The sequence below is a fragment of the Microbacterium sp. genome, from assembly GCF_031179285.1.
In the GTDB taxonomy this organism is placed as follows: Bacteria; Actinomycetota; Actinomycetes; order Actinomycetales; family Microbacteriaceae; genus Microbacterium.
Map to the genome: position 1 here is coordinate 142311 of NZ_JAPSHY010000002.1, position 17751 is coordinate 160061.

The window sequence follows — 17751 nt, forward strand, 5'->3', positions numbered from 1 at the left end:
TACGCTGGAACGGTGACCACGCCGCCATTCCCCCTCCCCACGCCTGCCGATCTCGCCGTGGTGTCGTCGCAGCTCGGGCGAGAGGCCCGCGGAGTGGTCGGCATCGCCGCGCGATGCGTCTGCGGCAATCCCACGGTCGTCGCCACCACGCCTCGTCTGCCGGACGGAACCCCGTTCCCGACGTTCTACTACCTGACGCACCCGGCGGCGACGGCCGCGATGTCGACCCTCGAGGCGACGCAGGTCATGCCAGAGCTCACCGGCCTCCTCGAGGATGAGGAGACGGCGGCAGCCTACGAGGCGGCGCACCGGGCATACCTCGCCGACCGGGCGCAGTTCGGCGACGTCTCCGAGATCGACGGCATCTCCGCCGGGGGGATGCCGACGCGCGTGAAGTGCCTGCATGCTCTCGCGGGGCATGCGCTCGCCGCGGGCCCCGGCGTCAATCCGATCGGCGATGAGGCGCTCTCCCGCTCGGCGTGGTCACCTCAGCTCTGCCGATGCGACGACCCCGGCGCCGCGATTCGCCCTGCCGAAGACAGCACCGCATGACGAGAGGCGCGCAGCTGCTCCGCGCGACCGTCGCCCTGGCGACCGTCGCGGCATCCGCCCTGCTTCTGGGCGTGGCGGCCACTCCGCCTCCGGTCGCCGACGACCCCGCAGACCCGGTGCGGGCTGCCGAGTACTGGCTCGACGGTGCGCGCATCCGCGAAGCGTGGCAGACGACGCGGGGCGAGGGAGTGACCATCGCCGTGATCGACACCGGGATCGGCAAGGTGCCGCAGACCTTCGGCGAGGCCGTCATCGGCGGCACGGATGTCTCCGGCAGCGGCACCCCCGACGGCCGTACGCCGCTCGGTGCCGTCGACGGGGATCACGGATCATGGGTCGCCTCGCTCGCGGCGGGTCGGGGAGCCCCGGACGGCACCGGGATGATCGGCGTGGCGCCCGAAGCGAACCTGCTGTCGATCTCGGTGGGCTTCGGCGCGGCCGCCGCGGTTCCGTTCACCGAGCAGGTGGCCAAGGCGATGAAGTGGGCCGTCGACAACGGCGCTGACGTCATCAACCTGTCGTTCACGACGAACACGCTCGACTGGGACAGGAGCTGGGACGACGCGTTCCTCTATGCCTTCGAGCGGGACGTGGTGGTCGTGGTGGCCGCCGGCAATCGGGGCAGCGGCACAAGCATCATCGGTGCACCCGCGACGATCCCCGGAGTACTCACCGTCGGCGGTGTCGACCAGACCGGGACGGCGAGCGTCGAGGCCTCGACGCAGGGCATCACCATCGGCATATCCGCGCCGAGCGAAGGTCTGCTCGGCGTCTCGGCGGACGGCAAGATCGCCTCGTGGCGCGGCACCAGCGGCGCCGCTCCCATCGTCGCGGGCGTCGCCGCGCTGGTGCGATCGGCCCACCCCGACCTCGATGCCGCGAACGTCATCAATCGCATCATCAAGACCGCGATCCCCGTGGATGGGGCGACGAAGCCGCGTGATCCGCTCTACGGATTCGGGCTGCTGGACGCCGCCTCGGCCGTCACGGCGAACGTCCCCACCGTCGACGAGAACCCGATGGGCGACCTCGCCGAGTGGATCCGCCTTCATCGGCGCGCTGAAACCGTCCCGCAGCCGGTGCCCGAGATCACGCCGGTGAGCGTTCCCCCGCTGCCGGCCGCGGAAGGGCCGACCGAGCCCGGTTCTCCGCTGCTTCCCAGCGCCGAGTCACTGCGTTACGGTACCCTCCCGCTCATCGCGGTCACAGTCCCTGGTATCCTGGTGGGGCTTGGCGTCACCGCAGCTGCCCGGCGCATCCGATCGGCGCGCGTCATTCGTACGCCAAAATCCTGACTCCGAGGAGTTGTCCCCCTGTGCCTCAGAACAGCACTGTGCCCAAGATTCTGATCGTCGGTGGAGGCTACGCGGGTTTCTACTCGGCGTGGAAGCTCGAGAAGCACCTGCGCAAGGGCGAAGCCGACGTGACCATGGTCGACCCGCTGCCCTATATGACGTATCAGCCCTTCCTTCCCGAGGTCGCGGCAGGCTCCATCGAGGCGCGTCACTCGGTCGTGGCGCATCGGCGCCACCTCAAGCGGACGCATGTCGTGACGGCGAAGGTCACGAACATCGACCACGCGAACCGCGTGGCCACGATCACCCCGCCCGTGGGGGAGCCGTATGAGTTCGCGTACGACCAGATCGTCGTGACCGCGGGTGCCGTCTCGCGCACCTTCCCGATCCCGGGCATCGCCGACAACGCCATCGGTCTGAAGACCATCGAGGAGGCCGTCGCGATCCGCGATCGCCTGATGTCGAACTTCGACAAAGCGGCGTCGCTGCCGGCCGGCCCCGAGCGGGACCGGCTCCTCTCCGTCGTCGTCGTCGGCGGTGGCTTCGCCGGTATCGAGGTCTTCGCCGAGCTGCGCTCGCTCGCCTCGTCGCTGGTGTCGAAGTACCCGCAGCTGACCTTCGACGACACGCATTTCCACCTCATCGAGGCGATGGGTCGCATCATGCCCGAGGTTTCGCTGAAGACCAGCGAGTGGGTGCTGAAGGACCTCGCGAAGCGGGGCGCGTACGTGCACCTCGACACGCAGGTCACCGGCGCCACCGACGGCAATGTCGAGCTCTCCACGGGTGAGGTCATCCCGACGGATCTGATCATCTGGACCGCCGGTGTCATGGCGAACCCGACCGTCGTCCGCGGCGGAGATCTTCCCATCGAGGAGCGCGGTCGCATCCAGACACGCGCTGATCTGCGCGTCGGCACCGCCGAGGAGTTCGTCGAAGGCGCCTGGGCGGCCGGCGATGTCTCCGCCGTTCCCGACCTCTCCGGCGGCGGCGTCGGCGGATACTGCGTGCCCAACGCGCAGCACGCGGTGCGGCAGGCCAAGCTCCTCGCGAAGAACCTCGTCGCAGTTCTGCGCGGTGAACAGCCCCGGGAGTACTTCCACAAAAACCTCGGCGCCGTGGCGGGTCTCGGCCTCTACAACGGTGTGTTCCAGTCCGGCAAGATCGCGCTCAAGGGCTTCGTCGCCTGGGTGGCGCACCGCGGATATCACGGTCTCGCGATGCCGACGTGGGAGCGCAAGTGGCGTGTGCTCTGGGGCTGGTGGCACAACCTGTGGCTCGGTCGCGACCTCGTGAACCTCGAAGCGGTGCAGAACCCGCGCTACGTGTTCGAGGAGTTCGCCGCTCGTCCGCGTGCGGCGGCCGAGACGGCACCCGCGATCACGCCACCGGCCAAGCCACGCGACGCAGGCAAGCGGGCCGACGAGAACACGCCGGCTGCCGAGAAGAAGCCCGAGACGGCCGCCGCCAAGTAGTCGCACGCACAAGAACGCCCCGGTCCTCTGCGATGAGGCCGGGGCGTTCTGCGTTTCACGCCGCCCGGATGCTGTGAGGCATCGATGAGCGAGCGTCACACGGCGGACGGCGCCGATCCGCGCAGATACCGCGACATCGCGGGGTGCGCGAGGAACGCCTCCAGGGTGCGCTTCGCGTCGGCGAGGGTGGCGAAGGTACCCCGCTCCCGGCCGAACGGATCGCGTGCGACATAGCCGTCAGCGTCGAGATCGACGGAGCCGCCGAAGATTCCGCCGGCGTCCGCGACCCAGAGATCGGTGTCCGCCTCTGTCCAGACCGGCCGAACCGCCTCGGTGGGGGTGAGCGTCTGAGTAGGGCTGATGAGTGTCATAGTCTTTCCTTTCCGCTCCCGGCATTGCTGCCTGATCAACACTCTGACAGCGACTGAGTAACCGGTTCAAATCCGCGGAGGGGGTCTTGCGCGCGCCGCTCCCGATCTGCTATTAGACGTGAGGGTGCCCCCGCTGGGACTCGAACCCAGACTGAAGCGATTTTAAGTCGCCTGCCTCTGCCATTGGGCTACGGGGGCATCTGCTCGTCAGCCTAGCGGCGGCGTCGCGGCGGCGTGGTGCGAGCCGACCTCCACCCGGGCCAGGTCGTAGGGTGGGGGAGTGCTCGACCTCACCGCTGAACTGGGCTCATCGAAAGCCACGAGCAGGTCTGCCCGCGTGGACAGCTCGATCGCTCCTGCCTGGCAGGACCCGGCGAGGTACTGGCCGCGGCTCACCGAGGCCACGGCTCATCTGACGGCTCCCGTCGCCGTGATCGATCGTGAGGCGCTGCGATACAACGCGATGGACCTGCTGGTGCGCTCCGGCGGGCTCCCGATACGCGTCGCCTCCAAGTCGGTGCGCGTGCGTGCGGTCCTGGATGCCGTGCTCAAACTGCCCGGGTTCCGAGGAATCCTCGCATTCACGCTCGCAGAAGCGCTCTGGCTCGCCGAGACGCACGACGACATCGTCCTCGGCTATCCGACCGCGGACCGGGCGGGGATCGCGCGGCTGCTCGATTCCGAGACAGCAGCACGGCGCATCACACTGATGATCGATGACGTCAGCCAGCTCGACCTGGTGGACAGTGTGGCGGCCGCTCATCGGCGGCACGAGGTCAGGGTCGCGATCGATGTCGACGCGTCATGGCGTTCGGCGGCACTCGGCCATGTCGGCGTTCGTCGATCGGCGCTGTACTCCGCCGGCGAGGTCGCCGGATTCGCGCGCGAGATCGTCCGGCGGCCCGGATTCCGGCTCGTCGGTCTGCAGCTGTACGAGGCGCAGCTCGCCGGCCAGCCGGACGATGCCGGCAGAGACGCGGCGCTGATCCGGCTGGTGCAGTCGCGTTCGAGGAATGAGCTGAGAGAGCGGCGAGCGGCGATCGCCGCAGCGCTCACGGACATCACCCCGCTGGAGTTCCTCAACGGCGGAGGGACCGGGTCGCTGGAGTTCACCGGAAGCGATGAGTCGCTCACCGAGGCGACGGCCGGCAGCGGCCTGCTGGGCGGGCACCTGTTCGACGGCTACCGCTCTTTTCAGCCGGCGCCGGCCTCGGCTTTCGCGTTCGATGTGGTTCGTCGCCCGGCCCGCGACATCGTCACGGTGCTCGGAGGGGGATGGATCGCCTCAGGTCCCGCTGCGGCCTCGCGTCAACCGCTTCCGGTGTGGCCGCAGGGCCTGGGCACGCTGCCGCGCGAGGCCGCCGGCGAAGTGCAGACTCCGCTGCGCGGGCGGGCGGCCGAGCACCTCGCTGTCGGTGATCGCGTCTGGTTCCGGCATGCCAAGAGCGGGGAACCGGCGGAACGGATCGATGCCTACCACCTCGTCTCGGGCGGTGACGTCGTCGACGAACTGCCGACGTACCGTGGCGAAGGGAAGGCCTTCCTATGACGCGGATCGGCGGAACCTGGCAGAACTGGGCGCGGACGGCCGAGGTCAGACCCATCCGCGTCGAACGTCCTCGCACGCCGGAGGGGGTGCAGCGGGCCGTGCAGGCGGCAGCGGCCCAGGGGCTGAGCGTGAAGGCCGTCGGCTCCGGACACAGCTTCACCGGGATCGCCGTCGCTCCCGGTGTGCTCCTCGAACTCGACGACCTGCAGGGCGTCGTGAAGGCCGATTCGGACACTGGACGGGTCACCTTCCTCGCCGGCACCCGACTTCACCGCATCCCCCGACTTCTCGCCCGCCATGGTCTCGCCATGGAGAACCTGGGCGACATCGACCGGCAGTCGATCTCCGGCGCCGTCTCGACGGGCACGCATGGGACGGGATCACGGTTCGGCGGGCTCGCGACACAGGTCGTCGGCGTCACCCTCATCACCGCCGCGGGGGAGTTCCTGCGCGTCGACGAGCAGGAGAACGCCGAACTGCTGCCCGCGGTGGCCCTCGGCCTCGGTGCATTGGGCGTCATCGTCGATGTGACGCTTCAGTGCGTTCCCTCGTTCGTCATGCACGCCGTCGACGAGCCGGCGCCGCTGGAGGACGTTCTGGCGAGCCTCGACGACCGCGTGGCGGCATCCGATCATTTCGAGTTCTACTGGTTCCCCCACACCGACGTCGCGTTGACGAAGCGTCAGAGCCGGCTGCCGGAATCCGCGGTTCGGCATCCCTTGCCCGTCGTCGGCCGATGGGTCGATGAGACGCTGCTCGCCAACGGGGTCTACCGCATCGCCTGCGCAGCCGGTCGCGTGGCACCCGCGATCACCGCGCCGTTCAACCGGCTGGCGGTGAGGCTCACCGGCGACCGCGAGTACACCGATCTTTCGCATCGTGTGCTGACGCAGAGTCGCACCGTGCGTTTTCGCGAGATGGAGTACGCCCTGCCTGCCGAGAACGTCGTCGTCGCGTTCCGCGAGGTGAAGGCGTCGATCGCCCGGCGCGGCTGGCGCATCGAGTTCCCTGTCGAGGTGCGTTTCGTCGCGCAGGATGACCTGTGGCTTTCCACCGCACACGGACGCCCGACCGGGTACATCGCCGTGCATCGATACTGGCGCGCAGACCCGACGGAGTACTTCGAAGCCGTCGAGCGCATCATGCTCGAGCACGGTGGCCGGCCGCACTGGGGGAAACTCCATACCCTCACAGCCCAGCAGTTGCGCGAACGCTATCCCCGTTTCGACGACTTCGTCGCACTCCGGGACCGCCTCGACCCCGAACGACGGTTCAGCAACCGTTATCTCGAGCGCGTCCTCGGCGTCTGAGATCCACGTCGTCCGCGCCGCCCGCATTACCCAGTCGACGCGCAGACTGCGCGACTAGGATGAGAGAAATTCGAGGAAGGGTGGCCTCCGCATGGAGTGGCTCGTACCGGTACTGATCGTGGTCGGAGTGATTCTGCTCGTCGGAATCTATCTCTGGGCGACGTACAACTCGCTGGTGCAGCTGAAGGTCCGTGTCGATGAGGCCTGGAGCGGCATCACCGTTCAGCTCAAGCGCAGAGCCGATCTCATCCCGAACCTCATAGAGACGGTCAAGGGATACGCGTCGCACGAGAAGGCCGTGTTCGAGAGCGTCACACGCGCGCGCGCGGAAACCCTGGCAGCCGACGGACCGGGAGCCGCGGGAGTCGCCGAGGGGCACCTGCAGCAGGCGTTGCGCAGCCTGTTCGCGGTGGCGGAGGCCTACCCCCAGCTGCAGGCGAGCCAGAACTTCCTCCAGGTGCAGCAGGCGCTGGTCGACACCGAGGACAAGGTCCAGGCCGCCCGCCGGTTCTACAACGGCGGCGTTCGCGAGCTGAACACCAAGATCAAGGTCTTCCCGAACAATCTCTTCGCACGTGGTCTCGGGTTCACCGAGCGGGAGTTCTTCGAGGTCGCCGACGCCGGCGCCATCTCCGAGCCGCCCCGCGTGCAGTTCTGACCCGACCCGTTCCGGTCGCTCGCTGACGCATCGGTGGATGCGTCACCAGACGGACAGCTGCAGCCCGTCGGCGGTGAACGCCAGATCCCCCCGCACCGACCAGGTGTCGGTCCGGTAGGTGAACGATTCCTCGCTTCCGTCGCGAGCGGTGCCGCTGACGGTCGCGACGAGGATGCCGCCATCGGCATGGAAACCCGCGCCTTCCAGCGCGAGCGCGGGCAGCTGCTCGATACGGAATCGGATTCCGGTGATCGAGGCGAGATCCGCACCCCAGGGGATCCGGATCCCACAACCGTCCGGTGCGCTCTCACCCGTGACCGGGGCGGTGCAGGCCTCGAGGTGTCGGTCGAGCTCGGCCTGTGCTGCGGCGGTCGCCTCCTCGCGCACGTGGGCTTCGACCGCCGCCTGCGTCGCCTCCCCGGGAAGCACGACGATCGTCGCCTCTCCCGCGAGAAGCTCTGTCGGCGCCGCCGCGACGGCGTAAGTCGCGGGAAGCAGGGCGATCTCCTCGCCTGACCCGACGACCGCTTCACCGATGGTGATGAACGAGCCGATGGTCGTTGTGGCGGTCACCGACCCGAGCGTCGAATCATCGACGACCCATCGACCGTCCGCCTGCGAAAGCAGGATCGAGGCGGTGTGCGCGTCGCCGGCGAGCTGGAACGACACGGTCGCGGTGGCGCGATCGCCGTCCTCGTCGATGCGTTGGACCTCTGCCTGCTCAATGAGGCCCGAGGCGCCGGCGAAGGCGTCGAGGGTGCTCTGCGGTGCCGCGATCCCGGTCGCCTCCACCGCCCCGATCTCGCCCGATTCCAGAGCGCGAAGAAATGAGGTGGCGCTCTGTTCCGGTGTGGACGGTCTGCTTGCGGCGAGCCATGTCCACACGCCCGCGGCGAGGAGCAGGACGAGTGCGACCGCACCACCGAGGATCCAGGCGCGCCGTACCGTCATGTGCCGATGCTCTCGCGCGGATGAACATGCCTGCCGACCACGGCTCCGCCGAGAGCGTTCAACGCGGCGTGCAGGGCGTCGGCGGCGTCGCCCCAGCCGGAGACCGACACGCCGGCGAGACCCTGCCAGCTCGCAGCAAGGGCGAGCTCGACGGCGACGGCGTCGGCGTCGCCGACGCGCGCCTGTGGCTCCCACCATGCCGATTGCACGCGCAGAGTCGACGCGGCGCGATCGGCCTTGAGGTCGACGCGCGCCACGATCCGATCGCCGACGAGCACCGGCAGCGAGTAGTACCCGTAACGGCGCCTGGCCGCCGGCACGTAGATCTCGATCCGGTAGTCCAGCTCGAAGATGCGCAGTGCCCGGTCGCGGAACCACACCACCGGATCGAAAGGCGTGAGCACCGCCGCGGCATCCACCCGGCGGGGGAGCACCGCCTCGCGATGCCGCCAGGCGGGAAGGGGCCGGCCTGCCCTCTCCCAGCCGCGCACGCTCACCGGCACCAGTTCGCCTGCGTCGACGAGATCCGCGATCGCCGCGGTCACCGCTCGGCGGTCGCGCAGCCGGTAGTAGTCGGCGAGGTCGGCCTGCGTCGCGACTCCGGACGAGCGGGCCGCTCGGCGCACGAGCTCGTGGATCGCTTCGTCGCGCGGGATCTCACGCGAGCGGATGCCGTCCGGGATGACGTGCTCGGCGAGGGCGTATGTGCGCTCGAACCCGCGGCGCCCGCTGACGGCGACGTCGCCGGTGCGCCACATGTGCTCGAGTGCGAGCTTGACCTCGTCCCAGTCCCACCAGGTACCGCGCTCGCGCGGCGCATCCGCCCGAATGTCTGCCGGTCGCAGGGGGCCGCGGGCACGGAGTTCGTCGTGCACCCATCGCAGCGTGCGTTCGTTGCTGCTCATCCACGAATCCTCGGCCGACCAGCGGCGGCGGAAGTCCTCCATCCGGAACCGCCACAGCGGCCAGTCGGTGATCGGGATGAACGTCGCCTCATGAGCGAGATACTCGACGTAGTGCGTCGTGCGCGCGAGGAAGATGCGATCGAGCAGCGCCGGGTCGTACGAGCCGAGTCGCGAGAACAGCGGAAGGTAGTGCGAGCGGGCGAAGACGTTGACCGAGTCGATCTGCAGGACGCCCATGCGCTCCATCACCCGGTGCACGTGGCGCGCGGTGACGGACGCCGGGCGCGATCTCGTGAACCCCTGGGCGGCCAGCGCGATGCGACGCGCCTGAGCAGGGCTGAGGGTCTCGGTCACATGGTCAGCGTATCGCCGGTCGCCGACATCCCCTGTGGAGACCGCCGCGCGCGTCGAACCGGGCCGCGCGTCCGCCGTAGACTGACCGGATGAGCGACGAGCTGCGACCGAGATTGAGAGACATCTTTCGCCAGCGCCCGGTGTCGACGGAGCGAACGGTGACGACCGAGGTCGACGAAGCCGTCCCGTTCGGACTCCGCGTCGGCGCCGGCTACGCATGGCGACTGCTGCTCCTGGCCGCCGCCGTCGGAGTGTTCATCTGGCTGGTGATCCTGCTCAAGCTCCTCGTGATCCCGCTGATGGTGGGCATCCTCATCACCGCGCTGCTGTGGCCGGCGTTCGAATGGATGCTCCGCACCGGCTTCCCGCGCTGGCTGGCCGTCGCGCTCTCGATCATCGGCACGCTGGCCATCGTCACCGGCCTCATGTGGCTGGTCGTGTGGCAGATCCGGATGGAGCTCCCCGACGTCCAGGCGAGCACCACCGAGGCGATCGCAGACTTCCAGGCGTGGCTGAGGGAGGGGCCCCTTCATCTCTCGGCGGACCAGATCGCGGACTACATCGTCCAGGCCCAGAACCTCCTGCAGGAGCAGGGGCAGGCACTGTGGTCCGGAGCGCTCGCGGTGGGCTCGACACTCGGACACGTGGTCACCGGCGCGCTGCTGTCGCTCTTCATCCTCATCTGCCTGCTCGCCGACGGCGCGGGAATCTGGCGGTGGACCGTCAAGATCTTCCCCCGCAACGCTCGCCCTGCCGTCGACGCCGCTGCGCGCAACGGCTGGAAGACGATCGTCAACTACGCCAGGACCCAGCTGTTCGTCGCCACGATCGACGCCATCGGCATCGGACTCGGAGCCTTCCTGCTCCAGGTGCCGCTGGCGCTGCCGGTCGCAGTACTGGTGTTCCTCGGCTCGTTCATCCCGATCGTCGGAGCCGTGGCCACCGGCGCCATCGCGGTCTTCCTCGCGCTCGTCTACAACGGCCCGTGGATCGCGCTGTGGATGCTCGTCGTCGTCCTCGGTGTGCAACAGCTCGAGGGCCACATCCTGCAGCCGATCCTGATGGGATCCGCCGTCAAGGTGCACCCGCTCGCCGTCGTCCTCGTCGTCGCCGGTGGCGCGATGATCGGCGGGATCCCCGGTGCGCTGTTCGCGGTGCCGCTGGCAGCATTCGTCAACGTCGCGGCCGTGACGTTGAGCTCGGGGTCCTGGCGCACCGGCGCCGTCCCGCACGGCGATCTGATCTGGAGTACAGTGCCGCGGCCGCGGCAACGGAGGCATCGATGAGCGCAGTCCCGAGCCTTGCGGAGTTCGAGAACGCTGCTCGGAGTCTGGCTGGGGTGATCTCGCACACGCCGACCCTGCCCTCCAGGGCGCTGTCGGACATCCTCGGATCTCCGGTGCTGCTGAAGATGGAGAACCTCCAGCGCACCGGCTCCTTCAAGATCCGCGGAGCGGCCTACCGGTTGTCCCGCCTGAGCGCCGACGAGCGCCGCCGCGGCGTCGTCGCCGCCTCCGCGGGAAACCACGCTCAGGGCGTCGCGTTGGCGGCCCAGGCGCTGGGCATCTCGGCGACGATCTTCATGCCGCTGGGCGTTCCCGTCCCCAAGCTCCTGGCCACGCGCGGGTACGGAGCGGAAGTGGTGCTGGAGGGGGAGACCGTCGCGACCTCGCTGCGTCTCGCGGCGGAGTTCGCTGATCGCACCGGGGCGGTTCTCATCCCGCCTTTCGACCACCGCGACGTGGTCATCGGACAGGGGACGCTCGGACTCGAGCTGCTCGAAGACGCTCCGGACGTCGACACGATCGTGCTCGGCATCGGAGGGGGCGGGCTCATCGCCGGGGTCGCCGCCGCCGTCAAGGCTCGCGCGGCGGAGCTCGGTCGCACGGTGCGGATCATCGGCGTTCAGGCCGAGAACGCCGCCGCGATGCCGCCGTCGCTCGAGGCCGGATATCCGGTCGACATCGAGACGCGGCCGACGATCGCCGACGGCATCCTGGTCGCCAGACCTGGACTGATCCCGTTCGACATCATCAAGGAGCTCGTCGACGAGGTGGTGACGGTCTCCGACGACGATCTCGCCCGCGCCATCCTCATTCTGCTCGAGCAGTCGAAGGTCGTCGCCGAGCCTGCCGGCGCAGCCGGCGTCGCGGCGATCCTCGCAGGCAAGGTCACCGCGAGCGGGACGACGATGGCGGTTCTCTCCGGGGGCAACATCGATCCGCTGCTGCTGCAGCGCGTGGTGTCGCATGGCCTTGCGGCATCCGGTCGCTACCTGACGATCCGGGTGCCCCTTCCCGACCGTCCCGGTCAGCTCGCACGGGTGTCGGAGCTCGTCGCCGCCGCCGGAGCGAACGTCATGGAAGCCATGCACACCCGCCACGGACACGGCCTGCAGATCAGCGACGTCATCCTCGAGCTCAGCGTCGAGACGCGAGGACCTGAGCACTCGGAGTTCACTCTCGACACGCTGCGGGCTGCCGGGTTCGAGCCGATGATCGTCCCCGACTGACGCTCTGCCTCTCCGAGAAGCCGCCGACGCGAGAACGCCCCCGGTGTCACCACGCTGGGGGGCGTTCTGCGGATGCGGGTGCGGCTCAGCCGGTGTAGGTCTCGACCTTGACGACCTCGACCTCGATCGAGCGGCCGTTGGGCGCTTCGTAGGACGACTTCTCGCCGACCTTGAGTCCGAGGATCGCCTGTCCGAGCGGGCTGGCCTCGCTGTACACGTCCAGATCGCTGCCTGCGGCGATCTCGCGGCTGCCGAGCAGGAACACCTCTTCGCCTCCCGCCACGTTGGCGGTGACGACGGTGCCCGGCTCGACGATGCCGCGGCTGGCGGGCGCCTCGCCGACCTTGGCGGTCTTCAGCAGCTCCTGCAGGGTGCGGATTCGGGCCTCCTGCTTGCCCTGCTCGTCCTTCGCGGCATGGTAGCCGCCGTTCTCCTTGAGGTCTCCCTCTTCGCGAGCCGCTTCGATGCGCTTGGCGATCTCATCGCGCCCGACGGTGGAGAGGTGCTCCAGCTCGGCGACCAGTCGGTCGTAGGCTTCCTGCGTGAGGAAGGGAACCTGAGCGTCGGTGGACATGACGAAGCTCCTTCGTTCGGAATCCCGCCGACGTTCGCGGGGGGATATGCCAAGACGCCCTGGCACGGTGCCAGGGCGTCGTCTTGTCTGCTCCGATCCTATGCGACCCAGCAGCTGTTCACCAAACCTGTCGTCGCTTCGGCGACCGTCGGAACCGTCTCGGAGATGCTGCGCGAGTGAGTGTCACCGACAGGGACCTCGACGATCTTCCAGCCCACCACTCCGAACTCCTCGTCCAGGGCCTCGACCGCACAGAAGACGCTCTTGCCCTGCACACCGCTCACCTGGAAGTCGACGCTCACCGTGTGCTCATCGATGACCTCGAATCCGAGGTCGTCCGCATCGACCGAGTTCATCGACTGGCTGACGGTCGACCACCCGAGGGCGGCGACCGCGAGAACGACCACGACGCCCCCGATGATCCACGGCGCTCGCCGCCGGCGCGTTCGGCCGTAGCGTTCGTCGAGCTCTTCTCGGGTCGTCACAGGCTGGGGCTTCCGGTCGTTAGGCTTGTGGTTCCAGGTTATGCGACCTGCGCAGGAAAGGCGGACTCATGCTCGTTCTGACAGGCACGGAGACTCCGATTCCGACGCCGACGATGACGGTCGCGCCGGAGGCCGTCACCCCCGGTTTCGTCGGTTTCGCGGCGATCGTGATCGTGCTGATCGCTGTGATCCTGCTCATCTGGGACATGAATCGCCGCATCCGTCGCGTTCGCTACCGCGAAGAGGTGCGCGCCGAACTAGACGCCGAGCAGGCGGCGCGTTCCGAGGGCGGGGCGTCGCCGAAGGACGCGACGACCGGGATCGCAGACCACGACGCACCGGATGCCGGGACGCGGACGAAGCCAGAGGGCGACGACAGCCGCACCACCTGACGCCGTCAGGCTCCGGGGAACCCGAGCGAGGGCGACAGCGGGTCCAGCGCGATGAGCAGGCATGCGAACCAATGGCACAGGAAAGCCAGCACCGTGCACACGTGGAAGATCTCATGGAAGCCGAAACGGCCCGGCCACGGGTTGGGCTTCTTCATCGCGTAGACGATCGCGCCGCCGGTGTACAGCAGCCCGCCGACGACGACGAGCATCATCATCGCGACGTTGGCGGCGAGCAGGTCGGCCATGTACATCACGGCGGCCCAGCCCAGCGCCAGATACAGCGCCACGTAGAGCCAGCGCGGCGCGTTGATCCAGAAGACGCGGAACAGGATGCCCACGAGCGTTCCCGCCCACACCACGGTCAGCAGCAGTGTGCCTTTTCCCGGCGGCAGAGCCAGGGTGGCGATCGGCGTGTAGGTGCCGGCGATGAGCAGCAGGATGTTCGCATGGTCGATGCGCTTGAGCACAATCCTCGTCCTGGGCCCCCAGTCGAAGCGGTGGTAGAGAGCCGAGTTGCCGAAGAGGAGCAGGGAGGTGGCCATGAACACCGCAGCCGACCATTTCGCCGCGCCGCCGTCTGCCACCAGGATCAGCACGACACCGGCGATGAGGGCGATCGGGAACACGCCGGCGTGGATCCATCCGCGCCACGTCGGTTTCAACTCGACGGAGGCGTCGTGCTGCGCCTCGGCCATGAGCGGCAGTTCTGGCAGATCGGGGGTCGAAGGCGACGGAGTGCTCACGTGCCCACTCTAAGTGGGGCGGCGTGATCCTGACCGCACTTATCCCCAGCATCCGTGCCGCATGCGCGCAGCGCGGCGCGATACCGTAGTGAGGTGATCTCACGCGACGGGCAGGGGCGAGGACCGCTCTACCGGCTCTACAGCAGCCGGCTGCGTCGCCATCTGGATCCGGCATCCGTGCCGCATCACGTCGCGATGATGATCGACGGCAATCGTCGCTGGGCTCGGCAGCTCGGATATGACACCGCCGCAGAGGGGCACCGTGCGGGGGCTGCGAAGATGCGGGAGTTCCTCGGCTGGTGCGATGAACTGGGGGTGCGGGTGGTGTCGCTCTACCTCCTCTCGAGCGACAACCTGCGAAAGCGCGACTCGGCCGAGCTGGCCGACCTCATCGAGATCATCGCCGAGCTCGCCGAGGCGCTCTCGCAGGAGGAGAACTGGCGCGTCAAGCATGTCGGGCGCGCAGACCTCCTGCCGACAGAGCTGGCACGGGTTCTCGCCGACGCCGAGGAGCGCACACGCACGCACACCGGTCTGCATGTGAACCTCGCCGTCGGCTACGGCGGACGCAACGAGATCGTCGACGCGGTACGCAGCATCATCGCCGCGCACGAGGCGTCCGGCGGCACGCTGGAGGATCTTGCCGCCCACCTCACACCGGAGATGATCGGCGAGCACCTGTACACCGGCGGCCAGCCCGATCCCGACCTCGTCATCCGCACCAGCGGCGAGCAGCGGCTCAGCGACTTCCTCCTCTGGCAGAGCGCCCACAGCGAGTTCTATTTCGTCGAGGCGCTCGGCCCTGACCTGCGAGAAGTGGACTTCCTGCGCGCCATCAGGGACTACGCCGACCGGGACCGTCGTTTCGGCCGGTGAATCGAGCTTTCTTCGCGCTGCGGGCCCCCGGTGGTGACGAAGGTCACGTGACACAATGGCTGAGTGAGTACCTTCGACGAATACCTTGCGACCTTCGTCGGTGAGCCCGGCTATCTGAACTGGGCGGCGTTCGGACCGCTCGCGCCGTCGGTACGCGAGGAGGTGTTCGCCGACGCCGACCTGCTCGGCAGTGGCCGGCCGTCATCGGTCGCCCTCGTGGCGGAGCGGATCGGCCAGGCGCAGGAGCTGGTGGCCGGACTCATCGGGGCGGATGCCGCGGAGGTTGCGCTGCAGCCGTCGTCGACGCAGGGGCTCATGCATGCGCTGTACGGGCTCGGCGGTCACGTGATCGCGTCGACCGGCGAGTTCCCCAGCGTCAGCCTCACCCTCGAGCGTGCCGCCCAGGCATCGGCCGGGGCGCTCACGCCACGCTGGATCACGCCCGTCGATCTGCGGGTGACGCCGGAAGCGGTGGCCGAGGCGCTCGACGACGACGTCACCGCGCTCGCCGTCAGCCATGTCGACTTCCGCACCGGGTACCGCGCCGATCTCGCGGCCCTGCGCGACGTTCTGGGGCCCGATCGCCTGTTGATCGTCGACGCGGTGCAGTCCTTCGGAGTCATCGAAGACGATTATTCCGCGGCGGACGTGGTGGTCGGTCACGGCTACAAGTGGCTCCGCACGGGCCGGGGCACCGGTTTCGCGTGGTTCTCCTCTCGTGCGCGCGAGCGGATCGCCCCGGTACTGAGCGGGATCACCGGCACCGTGGCGGAGGGACTCTTCGTGGACGCGCTGCCGGTGCCGGCGGCATCCGCCCAGGCGTACACGGTGAGCTATCCCGATCACCTCGCCGCGGCACGTCTGGCCGTGGGTCTCGGCGATGTGCAGGGCGCGGAAGTGTCGCTCATCGAGGCTCGACTCGCCGAGCGCGTCGATACGGTGATCGAGATCGCCGATCGTCACGGCATCGCGGTCCATTCGCCCCGCGAACGCGAATCGCGCGCCGGTATCGTCGCGCTCGCGCCCGCCGACCCGGCGCGCCTCGCGGCTGCCCTGGCGAACGCCGGGATCGTAGTGACGGCGCGGGGTGAGACCCTGCGGATCGCGCCCCACGCGGGCACCGATGACGAGACCCTGCGCATGCTCGACGACGCGATCGCGGCCGCTGGTAACGAGACGTTCACCAGCGCGTAGAAATCGGCGGCGTGTCGTCACCGGCAGATGTCGTCGGCTCGTCGTACCTTCAAGGCATCGGGCACGGTGCCCGGTCGAGTCGGCCGTCAGGATCGCGACTCGTGGCCCCTGGTCGACTCGTTCTCATAGCCGGGAATTCTCCCGGGTCGGGAGTGGGTCGTGACCACACGTTCAGCGCAGCAGTCCACCAGCACCGCGCAGCAGGCCACCCGAAAGTCGACGCCGCGAGCGTCCTCAGCGGATCCGGATCAGGATCTTCGCACGTACGTGCTCGACACGTCCGTGCTGCTGAGCGATCCGCAGGCGTTCTTCCGGTTCGCCGAGCACTCGGTCGTGCTTCCGGTGGTGGTCATCTCCGAGCTCGAGGGAAAACGGCACGATCCCGAGATCGGATACTTCGCGCGGCAGGCGCTGCGCCACCTCGACGATCTGCGCATCGAGCACGGCCGGCTCGACTTCCCCGTCGAGGTCGGCGAGGGCGGCACGCTGCGTGTCGAACTCGGCAACACCGACATGTCGGTGCTTCCCGTCGGCATCCGCCTCAGCGACAACGACAGCCGGATCCTCTCGGTGGCCATGCACCTCGCTCAGGACGGGCAGGAAGTGACCATCGTCTCGAAGGATCTGCCGATGCGTGTGAAGGCCGCGTCGCTGGGACTGCGCGCCGAGGAGTACCTCGCCGAGCAGGCGGTCGACTCGGGCTGGACCGGGATCGCGAGCCTCGACCTCTCCGGCGATGACATCAGCGACCTCTACGAGAGCGAGGTCGGGATCAGTGAGAGTGCCCGCGGGCTCCCGGTGAACACCGGGCTGATCATCCACTCCGAGCGAGGCTCGGCGCTCGGGCGCGTCACCGGTGACGGCGAGTACCGGCTGGTGCGCGGCGACCGCGACATCTTCGGGATGCACGGGCGCTCCGCGGAGCAGCGCATCGCGATCGACCTGCTTCTCGATCAGGAGGTCGGCATCGTCTCGCTCGGCGGTCGCGCGGGCACCGGCAAGTCGGCACTGGCGCTTTGCGCGGGCCTCGAGGCGGTGCTCGAGCGTCAGCAGCAGAAGAAGATCATCGTCTTCCGGCCGCTCTTCGCCGTCGGCGGGCAGGAGCTCGGCTACCTGCCCGGCGATCAGAACGAGAAGATGGGGCCGTGGGGCCAGGCGGTCTTCGACACCCTCGGTTCGGTCGTCTCCGGGAATGTGGTCGAAGAGGTGGTGGAGCGCGGCATCCTCGAGGTGCTGCCGCTGACGCACATCCGTGGCCGCTCCCTGCACGACGCCTTCGTGATCGTCGACGAGGCGCAGTCACTGGAACGCAACGTGCTGCTGACGGTCCTGAGCCGGATGGGGCAGAACTCGCGGGTGATCCTCACGCACGACGTGGGTCAGCGCGACAACCTGCGCGTCGGGCGCCACGACGGCATCGCGAGCGTGATCGAGACGCTGAAGGGACACGACCTGTTCGGTCATGTCACCCTGATGCGCTCGGAGCGTTCCGCGATCGCCGCGCTCGTCACCGAACTGCTCGAGAGCGCAGAGCTCAGCTGAACGCGACAGCGGA

At 68.7% G+C, this 17751-nt stretch carries 18 protein-coding genes and 1 tRNA gene; 12 read left to right on the forward strand and 7 right to left on the reverse strand.

Annotated elements, in window-relative coordinates; genetic code table 11:
* Positions 1–12 precede the first annotated feature (12 nt).
* From RIN18_RS01870 to RIN18_RS01880, 3 genes are read left to right on the forward strand one after another with little or no spacing between them, the layout of a single operon-like run.
* Complete coding sequence (locus RIN18_RS01870; RefSeq protein ID WP_309102239.1) at positions 13–552, forward strand: DUF501 domain-containing protein; 540 nt, start codon at positions 13–15, stop codon at positions 550–552.
* Positions 549–1847: a S8 family serine peptidase gene (locus RIN18_RS01875; RefSeq protein ID WP_309102240.1), complete on the forward strand. Its 1299-nt coding sequence runs from the start codon at positions 549–551 to the stop codon at positions 1845–1847. Before RIN18_RS01870 ends, RIN18_RS01875 begins: the two co-directional genes overlap by 4 nt.
* Before the next feature lie 38 nt (positions 1848–1885).
* Positions 1886–3322, forward strand: a complete 1437-nt coding sequence (locus RIN18_RS01880) for an FAD-dependent oxidoreductase (protein WP_309102241.1) — start codon at positions 1886–1888, stop codon at positions 3320–3322.
* A gap of 95 nt (positions 3323–3417) precedes the next feature.
* On the opposite strand, the gene RIN18_RS01885 is transcribed toward RIN18_RS01880, so the two are convergent.
* Entirely contained in the window at positions 3418–3693 is a 276-nt protein-coding gene (locus RIN18_RS01885) for a hypothetical protein (RefSeq protein ID WP_309102242.1), read from the reverse strand.
* Between the two features lie 125 nt (positions 3694–3818).
* Positions 3819–3891 (reverse strand) — tRNA-Leu (locus RIN18_RS01890).
* Positions 3892–3973: 82 nt separating this feature from the next.
* On the opposite strand from RIN18_RS01890, the gene RIN18_RS01895 reads away from it, so the two are divergent.
* From RIN18_RS01895 to RIN18_RS01905, 3 genes are all read left to right on the forward strand, one after another.
* Complete coding sequence (locus RIN18_RS01895; protein ID WP_375163479.1) at positions 3974–5242, forward strand: amino acid deaminase/aldolase; 1269 nt, start codon at positions 3974–3976, stop codon at positions 5240–5242.
* The gene (locus tag RIN18_RS01900; protein ID WP_309102243.1) at positions 5239–6552 is read left to right on the forward strand and encodes a D-arabinono-1,4-lactone oxidase; all 1314 of its coding nucleotides are present in this window, start codon (positions 5239–5241) and stop codon (positions 6550–6552) included. Before RIN18_RS01895 ends, RIN18_RS01900 begins: the two co-directional genes overlap by 4 nt.
* 91 nt (positions 6553–6643) lie before the next feature.
* Positions 6644–7210 (forward strand): LemA family protein, encoded by a 567-nt coding sequence (locus RIN18_RS01905; RefSeq protein WP_309102244.1) that lies wholly within the window; start codon positions 6644–6646, stop codon positions 7208–7210.
* A gap of 42 nt (positions 7211–7252) precedes the next feature.
* Here RIN18_RS01905 and RIN18_RS01910 read toward each other — a convergent pair whose 3' ends face one another.
* Positions 7253–8161, reverse strand: a complete 909-nt coding sequence (locus RIN18_RS01910; protein ID WP_309102245.1) for a hypothetical protein — start codon at positions 8159–8161, stop codon at positions 7253–7255.
* Complete coding sequence (locus tag RIN18_RS01915; protein ID WP_309102246.1) at positions 8158–9420, reverse strand: DNA glycosylase AlkZ-like family protein; 1263 nt, start codon at positions 9418–9420, stop codon at positions 8158–8160. Before RIN18_RS01915 ends, RIN18_RS01910 begins: the two co-directional genes overlap by 4 nt.
* Before the next feature lie 89 nt (positions 9421–9509).
* On the opposite strand from RIN18_RS01915, the gene RIN18_RS01920 reads away from it, so the two are divergent.
* Positions 9510–10706: an AI-2E family transporter gene (locus RIN18_RS01920; protein WP_309102247.1), complete on the forward strand. Its 1197-nt coding sequence runs from the start codon at positions 9510–9512 to the stop codon at positions 10704–10706.
* On the forward strand, positions 10703–11932 hold the full coding sequence (gene ilvA, locus RIN18_RS01925) for a threonine ammonia-lyase (protein WP_309102248.1): 1230 nt from the start codon (positions 10703–10705) through the stop codon (positions 11930–11932). The genes RIN18_RS01920 and ilvA overlap by 4 nt, the downstream gene beginning before the upstream one ends.
* Positions 11933–12017: 85 nt before the next feature.
* Here ilvA and greA read toward each other — a convergent pair whose 3' ends face one another.
* Together greA and RIN18_RS01935 are read right to left on the reverse strand one after the other, a co-directional pair.
* Complete coding sequence (gene greA / locus RIN18_RS01930) at positions 12018–12506, reverse strand: transcription elongation factor GreA (RefSeq protein WP_309102249.1); 489 nt, start codon at positions 12504–12506, stop codon at positions 12018–12020.
* A 98-nt stretch (positions 12507–12604) separates the two neighbouring features.
* Complete coding sequence (locus tag RIN18_RS01935) at positions 12605–12991, reverse strand: DUF4307 domain-containing protein (protein ID WP_309102250.1); 387 nt, start codon at positions 12989–12991, stop codon at positions 12605–12607.
* A 68-nt stretch (positions 12992–13059) separates the two neighbouring features.
* Between RIN18_RS01935 and RIN18_RS01940 the strand changes: the two genes are divergently transcribed.
* Positions 13060–13383 (forward strand): hypothetical protein, encoded by a 324-nt coding sequence (locus RIN18_RS01940; RefSeq protein ID WP_309102251.1) that lies wholly within the window; start codon positions 13060–13062, stop codon positions 13381–13383.
* A gap of 5 nt (positions 13384–13388) precedes the next feature.
* Here RIN18_RS01940 and RIN18_RS01945 read toward each other — a convergent pair whose 3' ends face one another.
* On the reverse strand, positions 13389–14078 hold the full coding sequence (locus RIN18_RS01945; protein ID WP_309102327.1) for a hemolysin III family protein: 690 nt from the start codon (positions 14076–14078) through the stop codon (positions 13389–13391).
* Between the two features lie 144 nt (positions 14079–14222).
* Between RIN18_RS01945 and RIN18_RS01950 the strand changes: the two genes are divergently transcribed.
* The 3 genes from RIN18_RS01950 (at position 14223) to RIN18_RS01960 (ending at position 17738) form a co-directional block, all read left to right on the forward strand.
* The gene (locus RIN18_RS01950) at positions 14223–15002 is read left to right on the forward strand and encodes an isoprenyl transferase (protein ID WP_309102328.1); all 780 of its coding nucleotides are present in this window, start codon (positions 14223–14225) and stop codon (positions 15000–15002) included.
* A gap of 63 nt (positions 15003–15065) precedes the next feature.
* Positions 15066–16196 carry an aminotransferase class V-fold PLP-dependent enzyme gene (locus RIN18_RS01955; protein ID WP_309102252.1) on the forward strand — a complete coding sequence of 377 codons (1131 nt, stop codon included), beginning with the start codon at positions 15066–15068 and terminating at the stop codon, positions 16194–16196.
* 159 nt (positions 16197–16355) lie between these two features.
* Positions 16356–17738, forward strand: coding sequence for a PhoH family protein (locus RIN18_RS01960; RefSeq protein ID WP_309102253.1), 1383 nt, complete (start codon positions 16356–16358; stop codon positions 17736–17738).
* The last annotated feature ends 13 nt before the right edge of the window (positions 17739–17751 follow it).

Bases quoted from the DNA above. Each gene is read 5' to 3' on its own strand.
- RIN18_RS01920 (WP_309102247.1), top strand. From the start codon at position 9,510: ATGAGCGACGAGCTGCGACCGAGATTGAGAGACATCTTTCGCCAGCGC.
- RIN18_RS01875 (WP_309102240.1), top strand. From the start codon at position 549: ATGACGAGAGGCGCGCAGCTGCTCCGCGCGACCGTCGCCCTGGCGACC.
- RIN18_RS01905 (WP_309102244.1), top strand. From the start codon at position 6,644: ATGGAGTGGCTCGTACCGGTACTGATCGTGGTCGGAGTGATTCTGCTC.
- ilvA (WP_309102248.1), top strand. From the start codon at position 10,703: ATGAGCGCAGTCCCGAGCCTTGCGGAGTTCGAGAACGCTGCTCGGAGT.
- RIN18_RS01900 (WP_309102243.1), top strand. From the start codon at position 5,239: ATGACGCGGATCGGCGGAACCTGGCAGAACTGGGCGCGGACGGCCGAG.
- RIN18_RS01885 (WP_309102242.1), bottom strand. From the start codon at position 3,693: ATGACACTCATCAGCCCTACTCAGACGCTCACCCCCACCGAGGCGGTT.
- RIN18_RS01910 (WP_309102245.1), bottom strand. From the start codon at position 8,161: ATGACGGTACGGCGCGCCTGGATCCTCGGTGGTGCGGTCGCACTCGTC.
- RIN18_RS01945 (WP_309102327.1), bottom strand. From the start codon at position 14,078: ATGGCCGAGGCGCAGCACGACGCCTCCGTCGAGTTGAAACCGACGTGG.
- RIN18_RS01940 (WP_309102251.1), top strand. From the start codon at position 13,060: ATGCTCGTTCTGACAGGCACGGAGACTCCGATTCCGACGCCGACGATG.
- greA (WP_309102249.1), bottom strand. From the start codon at position 12,506: ATGTCCACCGACGCTCAGGTTCCCTTCCTCACGCAGGAAGCCTACGAC.